Origin of the sequence: Chryseobacterium gwangjuense, from assembly GCF_021311115.1 — a bacterium.
Classification (GTDB): domain Bacteria; phylum Bacteroidota; class Bacteroidia; order Flavobacteriales; family Weeksellaceae; genus Chryseobacterium; species Chryseobacterium gwangjuense.
In genome coordinates, this window is the sequence record NZ_JAJTNP010000004.1 from 395,906 (window position 1) to 412,929 (window position 17,024).

General features: G+C 35.0%; 15 protein-coding genes. 14 read left to right on the top strand and 1 reads right to left on the bottom strand.

Features of this window, described 5'->3' with window-relative positions:
* Window positions 1–12: 12 nt before the first annotated feature.
* From gcvH to LV842_RS10530, 14 genes are all read left to right on the top strand, one after another.
* Complete coding sequence (gene gcvH / locus LV842_RS10465; RefSeq protein WP_233111391.1) at window positions 13–393, top strand: glycine cleavage system protein GcvH; 381 nt, start codon at window positions 13–15, stop codon at window positions 391–393.
* Between the two features lie 4 nt (window positions 394–397).
* On the top strand, window positions 398–1,498 hold the full coding sequence (gcvT, locus tag LV842_RS10470) for a glycine cleavage system aminomethyltransferase GcvT (protein ID WP_233111392.1): 1,101 nt from the start codon (window positions 398–400) through the stop codon (window positions 1,496–1,498).
* 94 nt (window positions 1,499–1,592) lie between these two features.
* Window positions 1,593–2,189 carry a class I SAM-dependent methyltransferase gene (locus LV842_RS10475; RefSeq protein WP_233111393.1) on the top strand — a complete coding sequence of 199 codons (597 nt, stop codon included), beginning with the start codon at window positions 1,593–1,595 and terminating at the stop codon, window positions 2,187–2,189.
* Between the two features lie 251 nt (window positions 2,190–2,440).
* Complete coding sequence (locus tag LV842_RS10480; RefSeq protein ID WP_233111394.1) at window positions 2,441–2,827, top strand: hypothetical protein; 387 nt, start codon at window positions 2,441–2,443, stop codon at window positions 2,825–2,827.
* A 137-nt stretch (window positions 2,828–2,964) separates the two neighbouring features.
* Window positions 2,965–7,308 (top strand): CusA/CzcA family heavy metal efflux RND transporter, encoded by a 4,344-nt coding sequence (locus LV842_RS10485; protein WP_233111395.1) that lies wholly within the window; start codon window positions 2,965–2,967, stop codon window positions 7,306–7,308.
* 2 nt (window positions 7,309–7,310) lie between these two features.
* Window positions 7,311–8,450, top strand: a complete 1,140-nt coding sequence (locus LV842_RS10490) for an efflux RND transporter periplasmic adaptor subunit (protein WP_233111396.1) — start codon at window positions 7,311–7,313, stop codon at window positions 8,448–8,450.
* A 49-nt stretch (window positions 8,451–8,499) separates the two neighbouring features.
* Window positions 8,500–8,964, top strand: coding sequence for a heme-binding domain-containing protein (locus LV842_RS10495; protein ID WP_233111397.1), 465 nt, complete (start codon window positions 8,500–8,502; stop codon window positions 8,962–8,964).
* 73 nt (window positions 8,965–9,037) lie between these two features.
* The gene (locus LV842_RS10500; RefSeq protein WP_233111398.1) at window positions 9,038–11,545 is read left to right on the top strand and encodes a cation-translocating P-type ATPase; all 2,508 of its coding nucleotides are present in this window, start codon (window positions 9,038–9,040) and stop codon (window positions 11,543–11,545) included.
* Window positions 11,546–11,600: 55 nt separating this feature from the next.
* Window positions 11,601–11,969 (top strand): hypothetical protein, encoded by a 369-nt coding sequence (locus LV842_RS10505; RefSeq protein ID WP_233111399.1) that lies wholly within the window; start codon window positions 11,601–11,603, stop codon window positions 11,967–11,969.
* A 70-nt stretch (window positions 11,970–12,039) separates the two neighbouring features.
* The gene (locus tag LV842_RS10510; protein ID WP_233111400.1) at window positions 12,040–12,483 is read left to right on the top strand and encodes a thioredoxin family protein; all 444 of its coding nucleotides are present in this window, start codon (window positions 12,040–12,042) and stop codon (window positions 12,481–12,483) included.
* Window positions 12,484–12,489: 6 nt separating this feature from the next.
* Window positions 12,490–13,416, top strand: coding sequence for an FAD:protein FMN transferase (locus tag LV842_RS10515; RefSeq protein ID WP_233111401.1), 927 nt, complete (start codon window positions 12,490–12,492; stop codon window positions 13,414–13,416).
* Window positions 13,413–13,634: a DUF4266 domain-containing protein gene (locus LV842_RS10520; protein ID WP_233111402.1), complete on the top strand. Its 222-nt coding sequence runs from the start codon at window positions 13,413–13,415 to the stop codon at window positions 13,632–13,634. Before LV842_RS10515 ends, LV842_RS10520 begins: the two co-directional genes overlap by 4 nt.
* A 35-nt stretch (window positions 13,635–13,669) precedes the next feature.
* Window positions 13,670–14,860 carry a DUF3570 domain-containing protein gene (locus tag LV842_RS10525; RefSeq protein WP_233111403.1) on the top strand — a complete coding sequence of 397 codons (1,191 nt, stop codon included), beginning with the start codon at window positions 13,670–13,672 and terminating at the stop codon, window positions 14,858–14,860.
* Window positions 14,861–15,525: 665 nt separating this feature from the next.
* A complete protein-coding gene (locus LV842_RS10530) occupies window positions 15,526–16,254 on the top strand; it encodes a fatty acid desaturase (RefSeq protein WP_233111404.1) in 729 nt (242 codons plus the stop codon).
* 424 nt (window positions 16,255–16,678) lie between these two features.
* Here LV842_RS10530 and LV842_RS10535 read toward each other — a convergent pair whose 3' ends face one another.
* On the bottom strand, window positions 16,679–16,891 hold the full coding sequence (locus LV842_RS10535; RefSeq protein ID WP_233111405.1) for a hypothetical protein: 213 nt from the start codon (window positions 16,889–16,891) through the stop codon (window positions 16,679–16,681).
* Window positions 16,892–17,024 lie beyond the last annotated feature (133 nt).

Below are 17,024 nucleotides of genomic sequence, written 5' to 3' on the forward strand. Positions count from 1 at the left end.
GAACAAATAGAAATGGAAATTCCTAAAAATCTTTTGTATACTGAAGACCATGAATGGGTGAAAGTAGAAAATGATATAGCATATATTGGAATAACTGATTTTGCACAACATGAATTGGGGGATATTGTATATGTTGAAATTGAAACTCTTGGAGAGAATCTACAACAACATGCTGTATTTGGGACAGTTGAGGCAGTGAAAACAGTATCAGATCTTTTTTTGCCGCTTGCAGGTGAAGTATTGGAAATCAATCCAAAATTGGAAGCAAATCCTGAATTAGTAAATTCTGACCCTTACGGAGAGGGATGGATGATTAAAATAAAGATTAATAATATATCTGATTCAGAGGGACTCTTGAAAGTTGAATCATATGCTTCCTTAATTGGTTTATAACAGGATGGAAACAGTGAAAATTAAGAAAACGGCATTTAATGCAATACATCATCTGCTTGGAGCAAAAATGGTTGATTTTGCAGGCTATGAAATGCCTGTTCAATACAAAGGTATCAATCATGAACATGAAATTGTAAGAAATAGGGTAGGTGTATTTGACGTTTCTCATATGGGAGAAATTCTGATACAAGGAAAAGAAGCCTTATCATTAATTCAGAAGATTACTTCCAATGATGCAGCAAAACTTTTTCCGGGAAAGGTACAATACAGCTGTATGCCTAATGACACAGGAGGAATAATCGATGATCTTTTAGTATATATGATTAGCAAGGACGACTACTTATTGGTCGTTAATGCATCAAATATAGAAAAAGACCTGAACTGGATTCATGAACAGAATTCCTTTGATACACAGGTTAGTAATATCTCAGATTCGATGTCATTGTTAGCAGTTCAGGGACCAAAAGCCCAACAGGTTTTGCAAAAATTGACGGATATCAGTTTAAAAGACTTGGAATATTATACTTTTACCATTGGCGAATTGGCTCATATTCCTAATGCTTTAATATCTGCCACGGGATATACAGGAGCAGGAGGATTCGAAATATATGTTGAAAACAGATATGCTGCACATTTATGGGAAGCTATTTTCGACGCTGGGAAGGAAGAAGGAATAGAGCCCATAGGGCTAGGAGCAAGAGATACATTAAGATTGGAAATGGGCTACTGTTTGTATGGAAACGATATTGACGACTTTACCTCACCTTTAGAAGCTGGGTTAGGCTGGATTACTAAATTTAATAAAGATTTTGTTCATAGTGGATTTTTAAAAAATCAAAAAGAAAAAGGGATATCCAAAAAGTTAGTGGGATTTGAAATGATTGATAAAGGAGTTCCTCGCCATGGTTACGAAGTTTGGAATGAAAATCAAGAAATCTTAGGAACTGTTACCTCTGGGACTATGTCACCAACACTTAAGACAGCGATTGGGATGGGATACATCTCTGTTGAAAATTCCGCTGTAGGAAATGAGATTTTTATTAACATTAGAAATAAACCAACTAAAGCAATAATAGTGGCTCTTCCCTTCATTAATGTAAAATAAATTACCTCTGATACTACCAATTTTTGCATATTGTTGGATCATGTTTATTTTACTATAATTGATCAAAATAATGAGAGTATAACTGAATGATAGAATGATTTTTGAATACCTTAAATTAAATATAGATATTGATGATAATGCTTTTAATGAAATATATCCCGAACATATAAAAGCGTTATCACAGCGTCATTGGACTCCAGTTGCTGTTGCTAAGATGGCTGCAAAATACTTGGTTGATGATACCGATAGAAAAGTTTTGGATATTGGATCTGGAGCAGGTAAGTTTTGTCTCGTGGGAGCTGCTTCTACAGATGGTATATTCTACGGAGTTGAGCAAAGAACATCTCTAACTAAAATATCAAAAAAAATAGCTGATAAACACAATATATCAAATGTTGATTTTATTAATTTAAATATAAAAGAAATCTCTTTTTTAGAATATGAAGCGTTCTATTTTTTTAATTCTTTTTATGAGAATATAGATACTTCATGCTCAATTGATGATACAATTATTCATAATAGAGATTTATACTATGATTATTCGGAGTATGTAAGGGAACAGCTTGATGCAACACCGGTAGGCACTCGTCTGGTTACCTATTGGAGTAAGTGGGATGAAATTCCTAATAGTTTTAATCTAATTGATACTGCTTGTGATAAATTATTGAATTTTTGGGAAAAAGTAAGGTGAAAAACAAAATTCTTCTGGGCGATAATTGGTGTTGTGGAAGAAAAAATAAAATGACAATATTGAGAAATCTTATTTGTCAACAGAATACATAGGTCTGAATATTATGTATTTTTTTTTAGTATTACTACATTTTTGTAGTAATACTTTTCATTATTATAAGTATTACTATTTTGAAAAATACAGTGTAAAATATTGTACAAATTAGATTATTTAAAATCATTCTTAATGAAATATTTCGTAATTTTGATACAGTGAAAAAGCTGATTTCCATATTGTTGTTATCCCTTTATTTGGTTTCTACAACCGAACTATATCAGTTTTTGAAAATGCCGCTTCTCATTGAGCATTATTTTCAGCACAAAAACCTTAATTCAGAAATGTCGTTTACTGCATTTCTGAAAATGCATTATGATCATCCGGTTAAAGATAATGATTATGATCAGGATCAGAAGCTACCTTTTGTTTCACACGCAAGTCCTCTTTCTGTTGCATTTACCGTTAATCCAATTTTAGATCTTCATTGTATAGAAAAGGTATTTAATCCTATTGGCATAAAACAAATCCTTTATAAAAATGTCCTTTATAATAAGGAAATTTTAAATTCTATCTGGGAGCCCCCAAGATTTCATCAATCTTAATCTATTTTTCTCAATCATTCTCTGATTGAGGGTATTTTGCTTTGCCATAATATCTGCAAAAGATGCAGATGCATTCATTGTGTGCTTCAAAATACCTACAACTTATCTCAATAATTAAGATTAATAATTAATCATTTATGCTTACAAAAATCATTGAGTTTTCTGTAAAGAATAAACTCATTATTGCCTTGTTGGTATTAGGGCTTATTGGAATTGGTTCCTATCAGGTCACTAAATTACCGATAGATGCGGTACCCGACATAACCAATAATCAGGTACAGGTTATTACCATTGCACCTTCTTTTGGAGCAACGGATATAGAACGACTTGTTACCTTTCCTATAGAACAGACCAATAATAATATTTCAGGACTAAAAGAGATTCGAAGTTTTTCCAGATTCGGGCTATCTCTTGTTACTATTGTTTTCGAAGATGATGTTGACATTTATTGGGCAAGACAGCAGGTTGCTGAAAGACTGCAACAGGTACAGGCTGTCATTCCACAAGGGATAGGAAATCCCCAACTAGGACCTATTTCCACTGGACTGGGTGAAATTTTTCAGTATGTAATAAGACCTGAAAAAGGATATGAAAAAAAATACAATATCATGGAGCTTCGTACAATTCAGGATTGGATTGTAAGGAGGCAGCTTTTAGGTGTAAAAGGGGTTGCAGAAGTCAGCAGCTTTGGAGGAAAGTTAAAACAATATGAGATTGCAGTCAATCCGGATAGGTTGAATGCTTATGGAATTACCATTAATGATGTTTTCGATGCGCTACAAGCTAATAATCAAAATACAGGAGGTGCTTATATTGAAAAAGGACCTACCGTTTTATACATTAGAAGTGAAGGTTTGGTCGGAAACATTGAAGAAATTAAAAATATTTCTATTGCTACAAAAACAAATGATGTTCCACTGTTTATAAGAGATATTGCAGAAGTAAAGCCGGGTTTTGCTACCCGATACGGAGCTATGACCATTAATGATGAAGGAGAAGTCTCAGGAGCGGTCGTTATGATGCTTAAAGGTGAAAACAGTAACCAGGTGATTAAAAATGTAAAAGAGAAAATCGCTCAGGTTCAGAAAACGCTTCCAAAAGGAGTAGTGATAGAACCTTTTCTGGATCGGACCAAAATGGTGAATAATGCTATTGGTACTGTTGAAAAAAATCTTACAGAAGGAGCATTGATCGTGGTTTTTATTCTTGTATTATTCCTTGGAAATATAAGAGCCGGTTTACTGGTGGCTTCAGTGATTCCTCTTGCTATGTTATTTGCAATTTGTATGATGAATCTTTTCGGAGTTAGCGGTAATCTGATGAGCCTTGGAGCTCTGGATTTCGGTTTGATTATCGATGGCGCGGTGATTATTGTAGAATCTATATTACATCAGTTCAGTCATAATTCAAAATTCAAAAAGATTTTTTCTGTTGGAGCAGAAGAAATGGATACCGTTGTTATAGATTCTGCAGGAAAAATGATGAACAGTGCGGTTTTCGGACAGATCATTATCCTGATTGTTTATCTGCCGATTCTTACCCTACAGGGAATTGAAGGAAAAATGTTCAAACCAATGGCTCAGACCGTTGCTTTTGCATTACTGGGCGCATTTTTATTGTCATTAACGTATATCCCGATGATGAGTGCTGTTTTATTGAAAAAAAGAAGTGAAAAAACTACTTTTTCAGATAGAATTATGAAGAAAGTAGAGAAGATTTATCTTCATACTTTACTTAAGCTTCTTAGAGTTCCGAAAACGATTTTTGCGATTGTGGCTGTCCTGTTTATAATGGCCGTTTTCATCTTATCCAGAATGGGAGGGGAATTTATTCCATCTCTTGAAGAAGGCGATTTTGCGGTGGACACAAGAGTTTTACCCGGAAGTAATCTAACAACGACGATTGAAAGTACCCAGAAGGCTGCTCATATTCTTAAATCCAGATTTCCTGAAGTGGAAAAGGTAGTGACAAAGATCGGAAGTGGGGAGGTTCCTACTGACCCAATGCCCATGGATGCTTCAGATATGATGGTTATTTTAAAAGATAAAAAAGAATGGACTTCAGCTTCCTCTTTCCCGGAACTGGCAGATAAAATGGGGAAACAACTTCAGGATGTTCCGGGAATTACCGCCAGTTTCCAGTTCCCTGTTCAGATGCGTTTTAATGAATTAATGACGGGGGCAAGACAGGATGTTGTTATCAAGATTTTTGGAGAAGATCTGGATGTTCTTTCACAATATGCCCAGAAGCTTGGAAAAATTATAGAGACTGTGGATGGAACTCAGAATCTTTATATAGAACCTATTTCCGGAATGCCACAAGTTATTATAGAATACAATCGTCCTTTGATTGCTCAGTATCATTTGTCTATCTCAGACATCAACAGGATTGTTAACACAGCATTTGCAGGACAAAGTACAGGATTGGTTTTTGAAGGTGAAAAACGTTTCGACATGGTAGTACGGCTTGATACCAAGGATCGGAAAAATGTTACCGATATTAAGAATCTCCTGGTTCCTACTCCTTCCGGAAATCAGATCCCGCTATCTCAGCTTGCCAAAGTAGAAGTGAAAAATGGTCCCAACCAAATTCAGAGGGAAAACGCTCAGAGAAGAATTGTAGTAGGCTTCAATATAAAAGGACGGGATGTACAAAGTATTGTGGAAGAGCTACAGCGCAAAGCAGATCAAAAAATGAAGCTTCCCACAGGATATTATATGACTTACGGAGGATCATTTGAAAATCTTAATAATGCCAAACAGCGTCTTATGATTGCTGTTCCGATTGCATTGGCTCTTATTTTCGTTATGCTGTTCCTGGCTTTTAATTCTGTTAAAGAAAGTTTACTTATCTATACTGCAATTCCCCTTTCTATTATTGGTGGAGTATTTCTGATGGCATTGCGGGGTATGCCTTTCAGTATCAGTGCGGGAGTAGGATTTATCGCACTTTTTGGAGTGGCGGTTTTAAATGGAATTGTTTTAATCTCAGAGTTTAACCGTCTTCATAAAAGAGGAATTAAAAATATAGTAAGAATTGTTATAGACGGAGGGGAATCAAGACTTCGTCCCGTTCTGATGACGGCTTTTGTGGCTTCATTAGGATTTATTCCAATGGCTGTAAGTAGTGGTGCCGGAGCGGAAGTTCAGCGACCTTTGGCAACTGTTGTTATTGGTGGGCTGATGGTAGCGACTTTTCTTACCCTATTCGTTTTACCATTGCTTTACGTAAATATTGAAAAAGGATTTAAAATGAAAAAGCGCAATCATAAAAACTTTGCAGCGGTGTTGATTTTGGTTTTTAGCGTAATGGGAACCGGTGTTAAATCCCAAACTTCGATCAGTCTGCAAAATGCTATTAATATAGCACTAGAGAACAATAGAAATCTTAAAAATGAAAAACTGAAATCAGAGTATTCAAAAGCATTGATTCAATCTGCCAATGATATTCCGCAAACAGGAATTTCAATCGATTACGGGCAGATCAATAGTGCTTACAACGATATGAAATTCGGAATTTCCCAAAACATTGCGTTTCCGTCAGTGTATAAAAAACAGAAGAATGTATATACTGAAGAATGGAAAAGATCTTTGTTGAATGTTTCTCTTAAAGAATATGAGCTGAAGAAAGCCGTGAGTCTTACCTTTTATAATATCCTGTATTGGAAAGACAAGGAACAGCTTCTTCATGAAATATTAAAATTGTACACCGATTTTCTGAACAAAGCAAGCATTCGTTTAAAAGCGGGTGAGAGTAATATTCTGGAAAAAACAACAGCTTCCAATCAAAAATCAGCTATAGAAATTCAGTTAAAACAAGTAGAACAGGAACTTTCTGTTTTAGGATATCAGCTTCAGTGGCTTTTGAATACCGAAACAGAATTTTTACCTGAGGATCAGAAATTATTTAATGGAGTCTCTAAAACCGAACTTAGCTTACATCCTACCATTAAATTGCTACAACAACAGAAAAATGTTTCTGAGCAGCAGATTGCTCTTGAAAAGGCAAAAATGCTTCCCGGTCTGCAGTTGGCTTACAATCTTAACAGTTTCAGAGGAATGGGAGCTGATGATAAAGTGTATGGATCTGCACCACAGTTTCATTCTGTACAGCTGGGCGTTTCGGTTCCTGTCTTTTCAGGAAGCCAGAAGTCAAGAATACAGGCTGCAAAAATTGCAGAATCAGTTGCTGAAAACGATGTGCTCAACACAGAATTTGCTCTGAAGAATCAGTTTAAAAAAACAACCAATATTTATCAGAATAATCTTGATATTGTTTCCCAATATGAAAGCTCAGAGCTGAAAAATGCCGATATCATTACTGAAACAGCTAAGAAACAGTTTTTGGCAGGTGAAATTAATTACCTGGAATTTGTCATGTTGGTCAATCAGGCAGTTACCTTAAAGAATAATTATGCTGATGCCGTATGGAAACTGAATCAAAGTGCTATAGAACTTGAATATCTTACTTTAAACCCTTAACAATGAAACTTAAAATTATATCATATTTTCTATCCATAGGATTGCTCCTGTTTTACCAATGTAAAGACCATGAAAAAACAGAACCGGTTTCTGCCACGTCGAAAGATGAAAATGTAGTGGTTCTTACCGATGCTCAATTGAGAAATGCTCCGATAGAAACAACAACGCTTTCTTTACAGAAGATTTCTTCAGTTTTAAAGCTTAACGGGATGATTGATGTTCCACCACAAAATTTGGTTTCGGTAAGTATTCCTTTGGGAGGTTATCTCAAATCCAGCAATTTACTTCCTGGCAAACCAGTATCAAAAGGTCAGGTGATTGCAGTTATCGAAAATCCGCAGTTTATTCAGCTTCAGCAGGATTATCTGATGTCAAAATCTAAAGTACATTTTGCCCAATTGGATTATAACCGTCAGAAAACATTGAACCAAAGCCAGGCAACCAGTGATAAGGTGATGCAGCAGGCACAATCTGAAATGAACAGTCATAAAATTTTAATGAATTCTCTGGCTCAGCAGCTTCGTCTTATTAATATAAACCCTGAATCGCTGAGCTCTGGCAATATTACGAGAAGTGTACCTGTTTACAGCAGTATCAATGGCTTTGTAAGCAAGGTAAATGTGAATGTCGGGAAATATGTAAATCCATCCGATGTACTTTTTGAATTAATTAATCCTGATGATATTCACCTTACTCTTAAAGTCTATGAAAAGGATCTGAAAAGCCTGAACAAAGGGCAGCGGTTCGCAGCATATACCAATACTGCTCCTGATAAAAAGTATTACGGAGAAATCTTATTGGTAAGTAAAGATGTTAATCCCGGAGGTTGGGCTGAAGTACATTGCCATTTTGAAAAATATGATCAGAGTCTTGTGCCGGGAATGTACATGAATGCAGAAATAGAAACAAGTACCACTTTTTCTAATGCCGTTCCAGAGGAGAGCATCGTCAATTTTGAAGGGAAAGATTTTGTTTTCGTGGAAGATAAAAAACAAACCTACAGATTGACTCCTGTAAAATTAGGTGAAACGGAAAACGGATTCATACAGATTCTCAATTTTAATGATTTTAATAATAAAAAAATAGTAATCAAAAATGCTTATACACTTCTTATGAAGCTTAAAAATACAGAAGGAGAATAGCTTTTGATAAATGAATAAGTACTTTAAAAATCAAGTAAAATATAAAACAATGAAAACATCATCTTTAATAAAAACAGGAACCGGATTTGTCGCTCTATTGATAATTGCTATACAGTTTTTTGATACTGACAAAAATATATCAGCTACTCCTTCGGAAAATGCAATTGAAAAACAATATAAGATGTCCTCTCATGTACAGGGTTTATTAAAAACAAGCTGTTATGACTGTCATTCTAATAATACAGCTTATCCATGGTATAATAATATACAGCCAGTAAAATGGTGGTTGGCGGATCATGTCAATTCTGGAAAAAGGCATTTGAATTTTGATGAATTCAATACCTATTCTAAAGAAAAGAAATTGAAAAAATTAGACGAGATTACTGAAACGGTAAGAAGTGGAGAAATGCCTCTAAGCTCGTATACAGTTATCCATCATAATGCAAAATTATCTTCTGAAGATAAATTAGAAGTAGAAAAATGGGTGGATCAAGTCAAAAAGCAGATTCAGTAATAGGGAAAAAATGGCAAATAATTTTCTGCCATGACAAAAACTTTCAGTAAATTTAATACTAGATCCATCTCGCATGAATTACAATATACCTGAAGACCTGAAAGGGCTTACAGAAGCTGAGGTTACGGCTTCCCGAAAAAAATACGGTTATAACAGATTAGAAGCGATTAAGAAGGAAACATGGATAGGTATGCTTATCAGTATCCTGAAAGAACCCATGCTTATTTTATTGATATGTGTTTCCCTCATTTATGTAGTTATAGGCGATTATGGAGAAGCTGTATTTATGTTTGTGGCGATAGTAGGTGTGACTGCTATTTCCTTTTATCAGGATAACCGGAGCAAGAAAGCACTTGAAGAACTCGAAAAGCTTAATGAACCTTTAAGTAAGGTAATTAGAAATTCAAAGGTGGTGAAAATTCCTACTTTTGAAATTGCTGTCGGTGATCTTTGTATTACAGAAGAAGGGAATCTGATCAATGCTGATGGGAAGATTGTTCACAGCAATGATTTTTCGGTTAATCAATCTTCTTTGACAGGGGAAAGTTTTTCTGTTTTCAAAGACAGTCAATCGGAAGATAATAAAGTATACAGTGGAACTATTACGGTTTCCGGACTTGCTGTTTTTGTAGTTGAAAGTATAGGAAAAGAAACCAAAGTAGGGAAAATAGGGCAATCTATTCTGGGAATAAAGGAAGAAGCTTCGCCTTTACAACTTCAGATCCGGAGTTTTGTAAAAGGTATGGCTATTATTGGGTTGGTTATCTTTATGGCAGTATGTGTTTTCAGTTTCATCAAAACAGGCGACTTTGTTACCAGCTTATTAAGTGGTCTTACATTGGCGATGTCTGTACTTCCTGAAGAAATTCCTGTCGCTTTTACAACATTCATGGCTTTGGGAGCCTGGAAACTGATGCGTGAAGGAATCATTATCAAACGAAGCAGCATTGTTGAGACATTGGGAAGTGTTACAGTAATATGTACGGATAAGACGGGAACAATTACTAAAAATTCTATGCAGTTAAAACACCTTTACGATTATCAATCTGATACCATTTACGAGCAGGAAGAATTTAAAATAAAAGAACTGGACGAACTCATTGCTTATGCCATGTGGAGTAGTGAGCCGGTACCTTTTGATCCGATGGAAATAACTTTGCATAAGGTTTACGAACAAACTCAGGATTCAGATAAAAGAAAAGATTACCAGTTATTTCATGAATATCCGTTGGAAGGAAAGCCTCCGATGATGACGCATCTTTTTGAGAATGAACAAAAAAAAAGAATTATTGCTGCTAAAGGGGCTCCTGAAGCCATCCTTAATGTTTCTCAACTTTCCGAAGAAGAAAAGAACAAAGTACGAGAAGTCATAAAAGAATTCGGAGAACAAGGATATCGTGTTCTTGGGGTGGCTAAATCCCATTTCGAAGGAAATAATTTTCCTGTAAAGCAACAGGATTTTACATTTGAATTTTTAGGATTGACTGTATTTTATGATCCTCCTAAAAAAGGAATAAAAAATGTGTTTCAGCATATTTATGATGCAGGGATTAAGGTAAAAGTAATTACAGGAGATAATGCAGATACAACAAAGGCGATTGCAATGCAGGCAGGAATTATAAATGACAGTCCTGCGATAAACGGAAGCGAAATAGCTTCAAGTTCTGAAGATGACCTGCTGAAGCTCTCCGAAAATACAACGTTATTTACAAGAATGTTTCCCGAAGCAAAGCTTGAAGTGGTAAATGCTCTGAAAGCCCAAGGTAATGTAGTCGCAATGCTCGGCGATGGTGTGAATGACGGACCTGCATTGAAGGCGGCTCACATAGGAGTAGCGATGGGGAATAAAGGAACTGAGATTGCTAAATCGGCTGCTGCTTTGGTGATTACGAATGATGATCTAGAAAAGCTGGTAGTAGGAATTGCTGCCGGTCGAAGAATTTATGCTAATATCAAAAAGGCAGTTCAGTATATCATTTCCATTCATATACCTATTATCTTAACGGTTTCTTTACCATTATTCTTAGGGTGGATATTCCCTCACATATTTACACCGGTTCATGTCATTTTCCTCGAATTGGTAATGGGGCCTACCTGTTCCATTGTGTATGAGAATGAGCCTATTGAAAAAAATGCAATGAAGAAACCTCCAAGAGCACTTACGGATACCTTCTTGAACTGGAAAGAGCTTATGGTAAGTATTGTTCAGGGGCTGGTTATTACAGCAGGAATAATATGGATATATCAGTATTCTGTTGATCTTGGGAATGATGAAGTAAAAACGAGAGCTTGGGTTTTCAGTACCTTGATATTTGCCAATATATTGCTGAGTCTGGTGAACCGTTCTTTCTATTACAGCATATTTGAAAGCTTTAAAAATCGTAATTTTCTGCTAATGGGGATTTCGGCATTGGTTCTTGTGCTGTTATTTATTATTCTTTATGTAAAGCCTGTATCAGGATTCTTTAGTGTAACCTCTCTTACTGTAATAGAATTGGGGATGACATTACTTGTTGCTGCTGTTTCAGTATTGTGGTTTGAGGGATATAAACTTGTAAAAAGGTATACAGGAAAAAAATAAGTATTTTTAATAGAATATTTTATGATTTTGATTTGTGAAAAAGTTGATTTCCATATTGTTGTTATTTTTATATTTGGTTTCCACAACCGAATTATATCAGCTTTTGAAAATCCCGGAACTTGTTGAACATTACATTGAGCATAAAGAATTGAACCCAGATATGACGCTTACTGCATTTCTGAGAACACATTACGATCATCCTGTGAAAGACGGTGATTACGGAAAAGATCAGAGACTTCCGTTTATCATACATTCTGCGCCTTTATCGTTGGTTTTTACGATTAATCAGAGATTCAGTTTTGAAACTGCAGCTTATCATTTCAGACTATTAAAATTTCATAAAATTCCTTCAAAAGACGAAGATCTTTGCTATAAAGGTTTTCTGAATTCCGTATGGGAGCCGCCAAAATCATCTTTTTCATAATTCAGTCTCAATTTGGTTTGTATTCACAAATCAACAACATCAATTATTTTATATCATTAATTTCAGAATAATGAAAACAATATTTTCAGCCATATTAATGGTTGTATTCGCTGTTGGCATTCATGCGCAAAGCCGTTTGGAAAATGCCAGAAAACAAGCCTCACAAAATAAAGAACTTATCTTATTGAACTTTTCAGGTTCAGACTGGTGTATTCCATGCATCAAACTTCATAAAAATATCATCGAAACCGATGAATTTAAAAAGCTGGAAACAGAAAATGTCGTTGTTTACATCAATGCAGATTTTCCGAGAAACAAAAAGAATCAGCTTTCCTCTGAACTGAAAAAAGAAAATGCTTCACTTGCTGATCAGTACAATAAAAAAGGATTATTTCCTTACACATTGCTACTGAATTCTGAAGGCAAAATCCTGAAAAGCTGGGAAGGGCTGCCTTCGGAAAATGCATTGGCTTTCAGTAAAGAGATAAGAAGTATCAAAGAAAATCAAAAATAAAAAGGTATGTTAAAAGAATTCAAAAGACCTCAGAAATTAATGGGGAACGCTTTTGAAATTACCGTTGTAAACGATGAAGAAAATTCGGCAAATAACCATATTAATGCAGCTATCGGGGAGATTCGGAGAATTGAAAAGCTTCTGACGACATTCAGTGAAGAAAGCCAGACCAATCTCATCAACAGAAATGCCGGAATCAAGCCTGTAAAAGTGGATTGGGAGATTTTTAACCTGATTGAAAGAAGTCTTAGAATCAGCAGAATAACTGACGGATATTTCGATATTTCCTATGGCAGTATCGATAAAAGTTTCTGGAATTTCGATCGTGAAATGAAAGAGCTTCCGAATCCTGAACTGATTAAAGACCATCTGAAACTTGTTAATTATCAGAATATCATCCTTGACCGAGAAAATCAAACCGTTTTCCTCAAAGAAAAAGGAATGCGGATCGGTTTCGGGGGAATAGGGAAGGGCTATGCGGCAGAAATGGCAAAACAGATGCTTCAAAACAGAGGGGTAACTTCCGGAATTGTGAATGCTTCGGGGGATTTAACGACCTGGGGAAATCAGGCAGACGGAAAACCCTGGACTGTCGGAATTGCCGATCCCGACAACGCAAAACAGCCATTTTCGTATATGAATATCACAAATATGGCAGTTGCAACTTCAGGAAATTATGAAAAATTCGTCGTTATCAACGGTAAAAAATATTCTCATACCATTAATCCCAAAACAGGAATGCCTGTTTCGGGCGTGAAAAGTGTTACAATTTTTTGTCCCAATGCCGAAATTGCCGATGCAATGGCAACTCCCGTAAGCATTATGGGAATCGATGCGGCACTCAATATGATCAATCAGATCAACCATCTGGAATGTATTATTATTGATGATCAGGACAAAATTTATTCATCTCAAAACATTAATTTAAAATGAAAAACCTTATAAAAATATCAGCTTGCTTACTGATCATAGTTGCTTCGGTACAGTCCTGCACAACCGTAAAAGAGTACGAAAAAAATAAATTAAACGATGCCGAGATGGTTCTGGGAAACCGGACGATTGAAAAAACCGAACTCAGCTTTCAATCCTACAGAGAAGGATCTTCGGGAGCTAATGCAGGAAAAGTTGGCGGTGGTTGCGGATGTAACTAAAAAGAGTAATCGTAAAATTTAATTGTGATTCAAAAATGAAAAAATTGATCGTAAGTGTTATTGCTCTTTTTGGAATTTTCAACGTAAAAGCGCAGGAAAACACAAACAATGAACAGCCTAAAGAACTGACTTTTGATGAAGCTAATTTAGTTTCAAGCTATTATAAACAAAACGGGAACAATTCTGCAGTTACAGGAGGAATCGGGACGGAAAAACTGACCGATATTTCCAATACTATCGACGTAACCATGGTAAAATACGACAAGAAAGACAGGAAAAATAAATTCGATTTCAGTGTCGGGATCGATCATTATACTTCTGCTTCGTCGGATATGATCGATCTGAAAGCCAATTCATCCGCTTCCCACGCAGACAACAGGATTTATCCTGCATTAAGCTGGAGCCGTGAAAATATAGATAAAGGAACCACTTTAATGGCGGGCATTTCTACTTCCTTCGAGTTCGATTACATATCGTACGGAGTAAACATTGGATTTTCACAAAAAACTAAGAACAGAATGGGAGAGTTTACGGCGAAATTCCAGGCTTATCTAGATCAGGTAAAACTGATTGCTCCGATCGAGCTCAGAACAAGCGGAAGCACCGGAGGAGAATACGAAAACTACGGAACAAGTGGAAGAAATACGTATGCTTTGTCTCTTTCTTATTCGCAAATCATCAATCAGAATTTTCAGCTTGAATTTTTGGCAGATGGAATTCAGCAGACAGGATATTTAAGTTTGCCTTTCCACAGGGTTTATTTCAATGATAACTCAGTTTATCAGGAAGCTTTGCCTGATAAACGATTTAAAATTCCTTTGGGAATAAGAGCAAATTATTTCCTCGGAGACAAAGTAATTCTGAGAGCATATTATCGTTATTATACCGACGATTGGAGTTTGAAATCAAATACATTCAGCCTGGAAACGCCGGTGAAAATTTCACCTTTTATTTCGGTAAGCCCGTTTTACAGATATTATTCTCAGACTGCGGCTAAATATTTTGCGCCTTATCAACAACATACGGCTTTTGATGATTTTTATACCAGTAATTATGATCTTTCAAAATTCAGCAGTAATTTTTACGGAGCAGGAATCAGAATCAGTCCGAAAAACGGCTTATTTGGTGTCGAAAGGCTGAATATGCTGGAAATCAGATACGGACATTACACGAAATCCGTGGGAATGAAGTCTGATATTATTTCCCTGAATTTGAGATTCAAATAAAATCTTTTTTCTGTTTATAATAATAAAGATTAAATTCCAATTACCCCTTAAGATGTGTTATTAAAAATGGCGCCACTTGTCTTAAAGTGGCGCCATTTGGCTGTTTGTGACCTTGACGAGCAAATCTTCAAACACTTTTATCGATGATTTAGTTCGTTTGAGCCAAATTAAACAAGAATTGGCTATTGCGAATTAGCATTTGATTTCTTATAGTTATAGAGTTTTTATAATATAATCTTAAGCATATAAAACAATCGAAGTTGATATAATTTGACTTGGTTTTACTTCGATTGTCTTTCACATTTTGACTGAGATTTTAAAAAATATGATAAATATTTATAATGAATTTCTATAATTGAAATAGGTTATCTGTCTCATGAAACATTACATAAACCATTCTATTTGCAAAATAAAGAAAGTTTGAAAGTGATAGAATGTAAATTTATATTGATGAGTAAAGAAATACATCATATTTTATTTTCTGTTCATTTTATAAATCTTTGAAAGAAAATCAAACCAAATTCACAAAATTGTCGTACCTTATAGAAGATATTGCAGAATGAAAATAAATTTTCGTGTGAATAATGGCTCATAAATAAAGCATAATTTTTCTTTGCCTTCCGTAATACTTCTACGAAAAATCTTTCATTTTAATTTATATAATTATGGCAATATTCATTTTTATACTTATACATTGGTATACATCGCTTTTTTTTCAGTCCGTTTTTCATCATCGGTATGCTGCCCACAATCTTTTCACAATGTCAAAATTTTGGGAAAGAATGTTTTACATAGGCTGCTTTTTTACACAGGGATCTTCCTATATCAGCGCCTACACTTACGGTTTAATGCATCGTTTGCATCACGCACATACAGATAAAAGCGAAGATCCACATTCACCTCACAACGATCCTAATCCTTTTGTGATGATGTGGACGACACGAAATAACTATTTTAACCTTTATATAGGAAAAACATTTGCTGCAGAAAAATACAAAAAGAATCTTCCGGAATGGGAGAGGTTTGATAAAATAGCACACAATTATATTACAAGATTTTGTTGGATTGCTGCATATATAATTATTTATGCTTTATTGGCAACGGCTTGGTGGCAATGGCTTTTTTTACCAGTGACTGTAATAATGGGTTCTCTACAGGGAATGGCAGTAAATTGGTGGGCACACAAATTTGGTTATGAAAACTATAAGTTAACAAATACTTCAAAGAATATTTTGCCATTTGATTTTATTTTCTGGGGCGAAGCCTATCACAATAATCATCATAAGTATCCGCATAGACCTAATAATGCAACGAAGTGGTTTGAGTGGGACATGGGATTTCAGACAATGGTTTTTTTGCAGAAACTTAAGATAATCAAAATAAAATATCAATAAACAGATTTTATTTAACTGTAATTATTCGATTAAATTTTTCTCTATCTATTCTTGCTTAAAAGGATATTTAAAGGAAGTTTAACGATGCTGAAAGTCAGAAGAATTTTGAAAGTTTGAAATCACAATCAATCCAATCAATCAATTCAAAATTCTGAAAGAAAGATTTTTAATATTAATTATTGGGAAACCTATTGCGGAAGAGGTATAAAGGGGTAATAAATTTATAAAGATAGGAATCTATGAAAGGAACGACTATCCTAATTTATATGCAGGATTTTTTGATAAAATAAGAAAGCTCTTCACAGGTTTCGGAGGAATCATTGAAATTTCTAAAATTCAGTGGAAAAGGTTGGCGGATGGACTATTAGAAATAATAAAAGCTTCTTATTTCAGGTTGTAGATATAATTTTGTGATTCAGAAATATTATATCAGATCATAGCCATTGTTGTTTTTAATAAAATAATGTTCTATAGTTTGTTTTGCAGAACTGCATAGGTGTATCAATTCTTTGTACGACAGATCTTCATAAATAAAAGCGCTGGAGATATTAATTACATATTCCGTAACAATTTGAATTTCTACCATTGTAATTTGCCTCGGATCATCTAAAATATCCAAATTAGATTCCTTATTCAAAAAAGGTATTTTCCTGGTGATTGAATCTTTAAATTTATATAAGCGTATAGTATTCATAGGTTTATTTTATAATTAGGGATTTGAAGAATAATAATTCTGATGAATCTTTCATTAATGCGATAGCCAATCACCT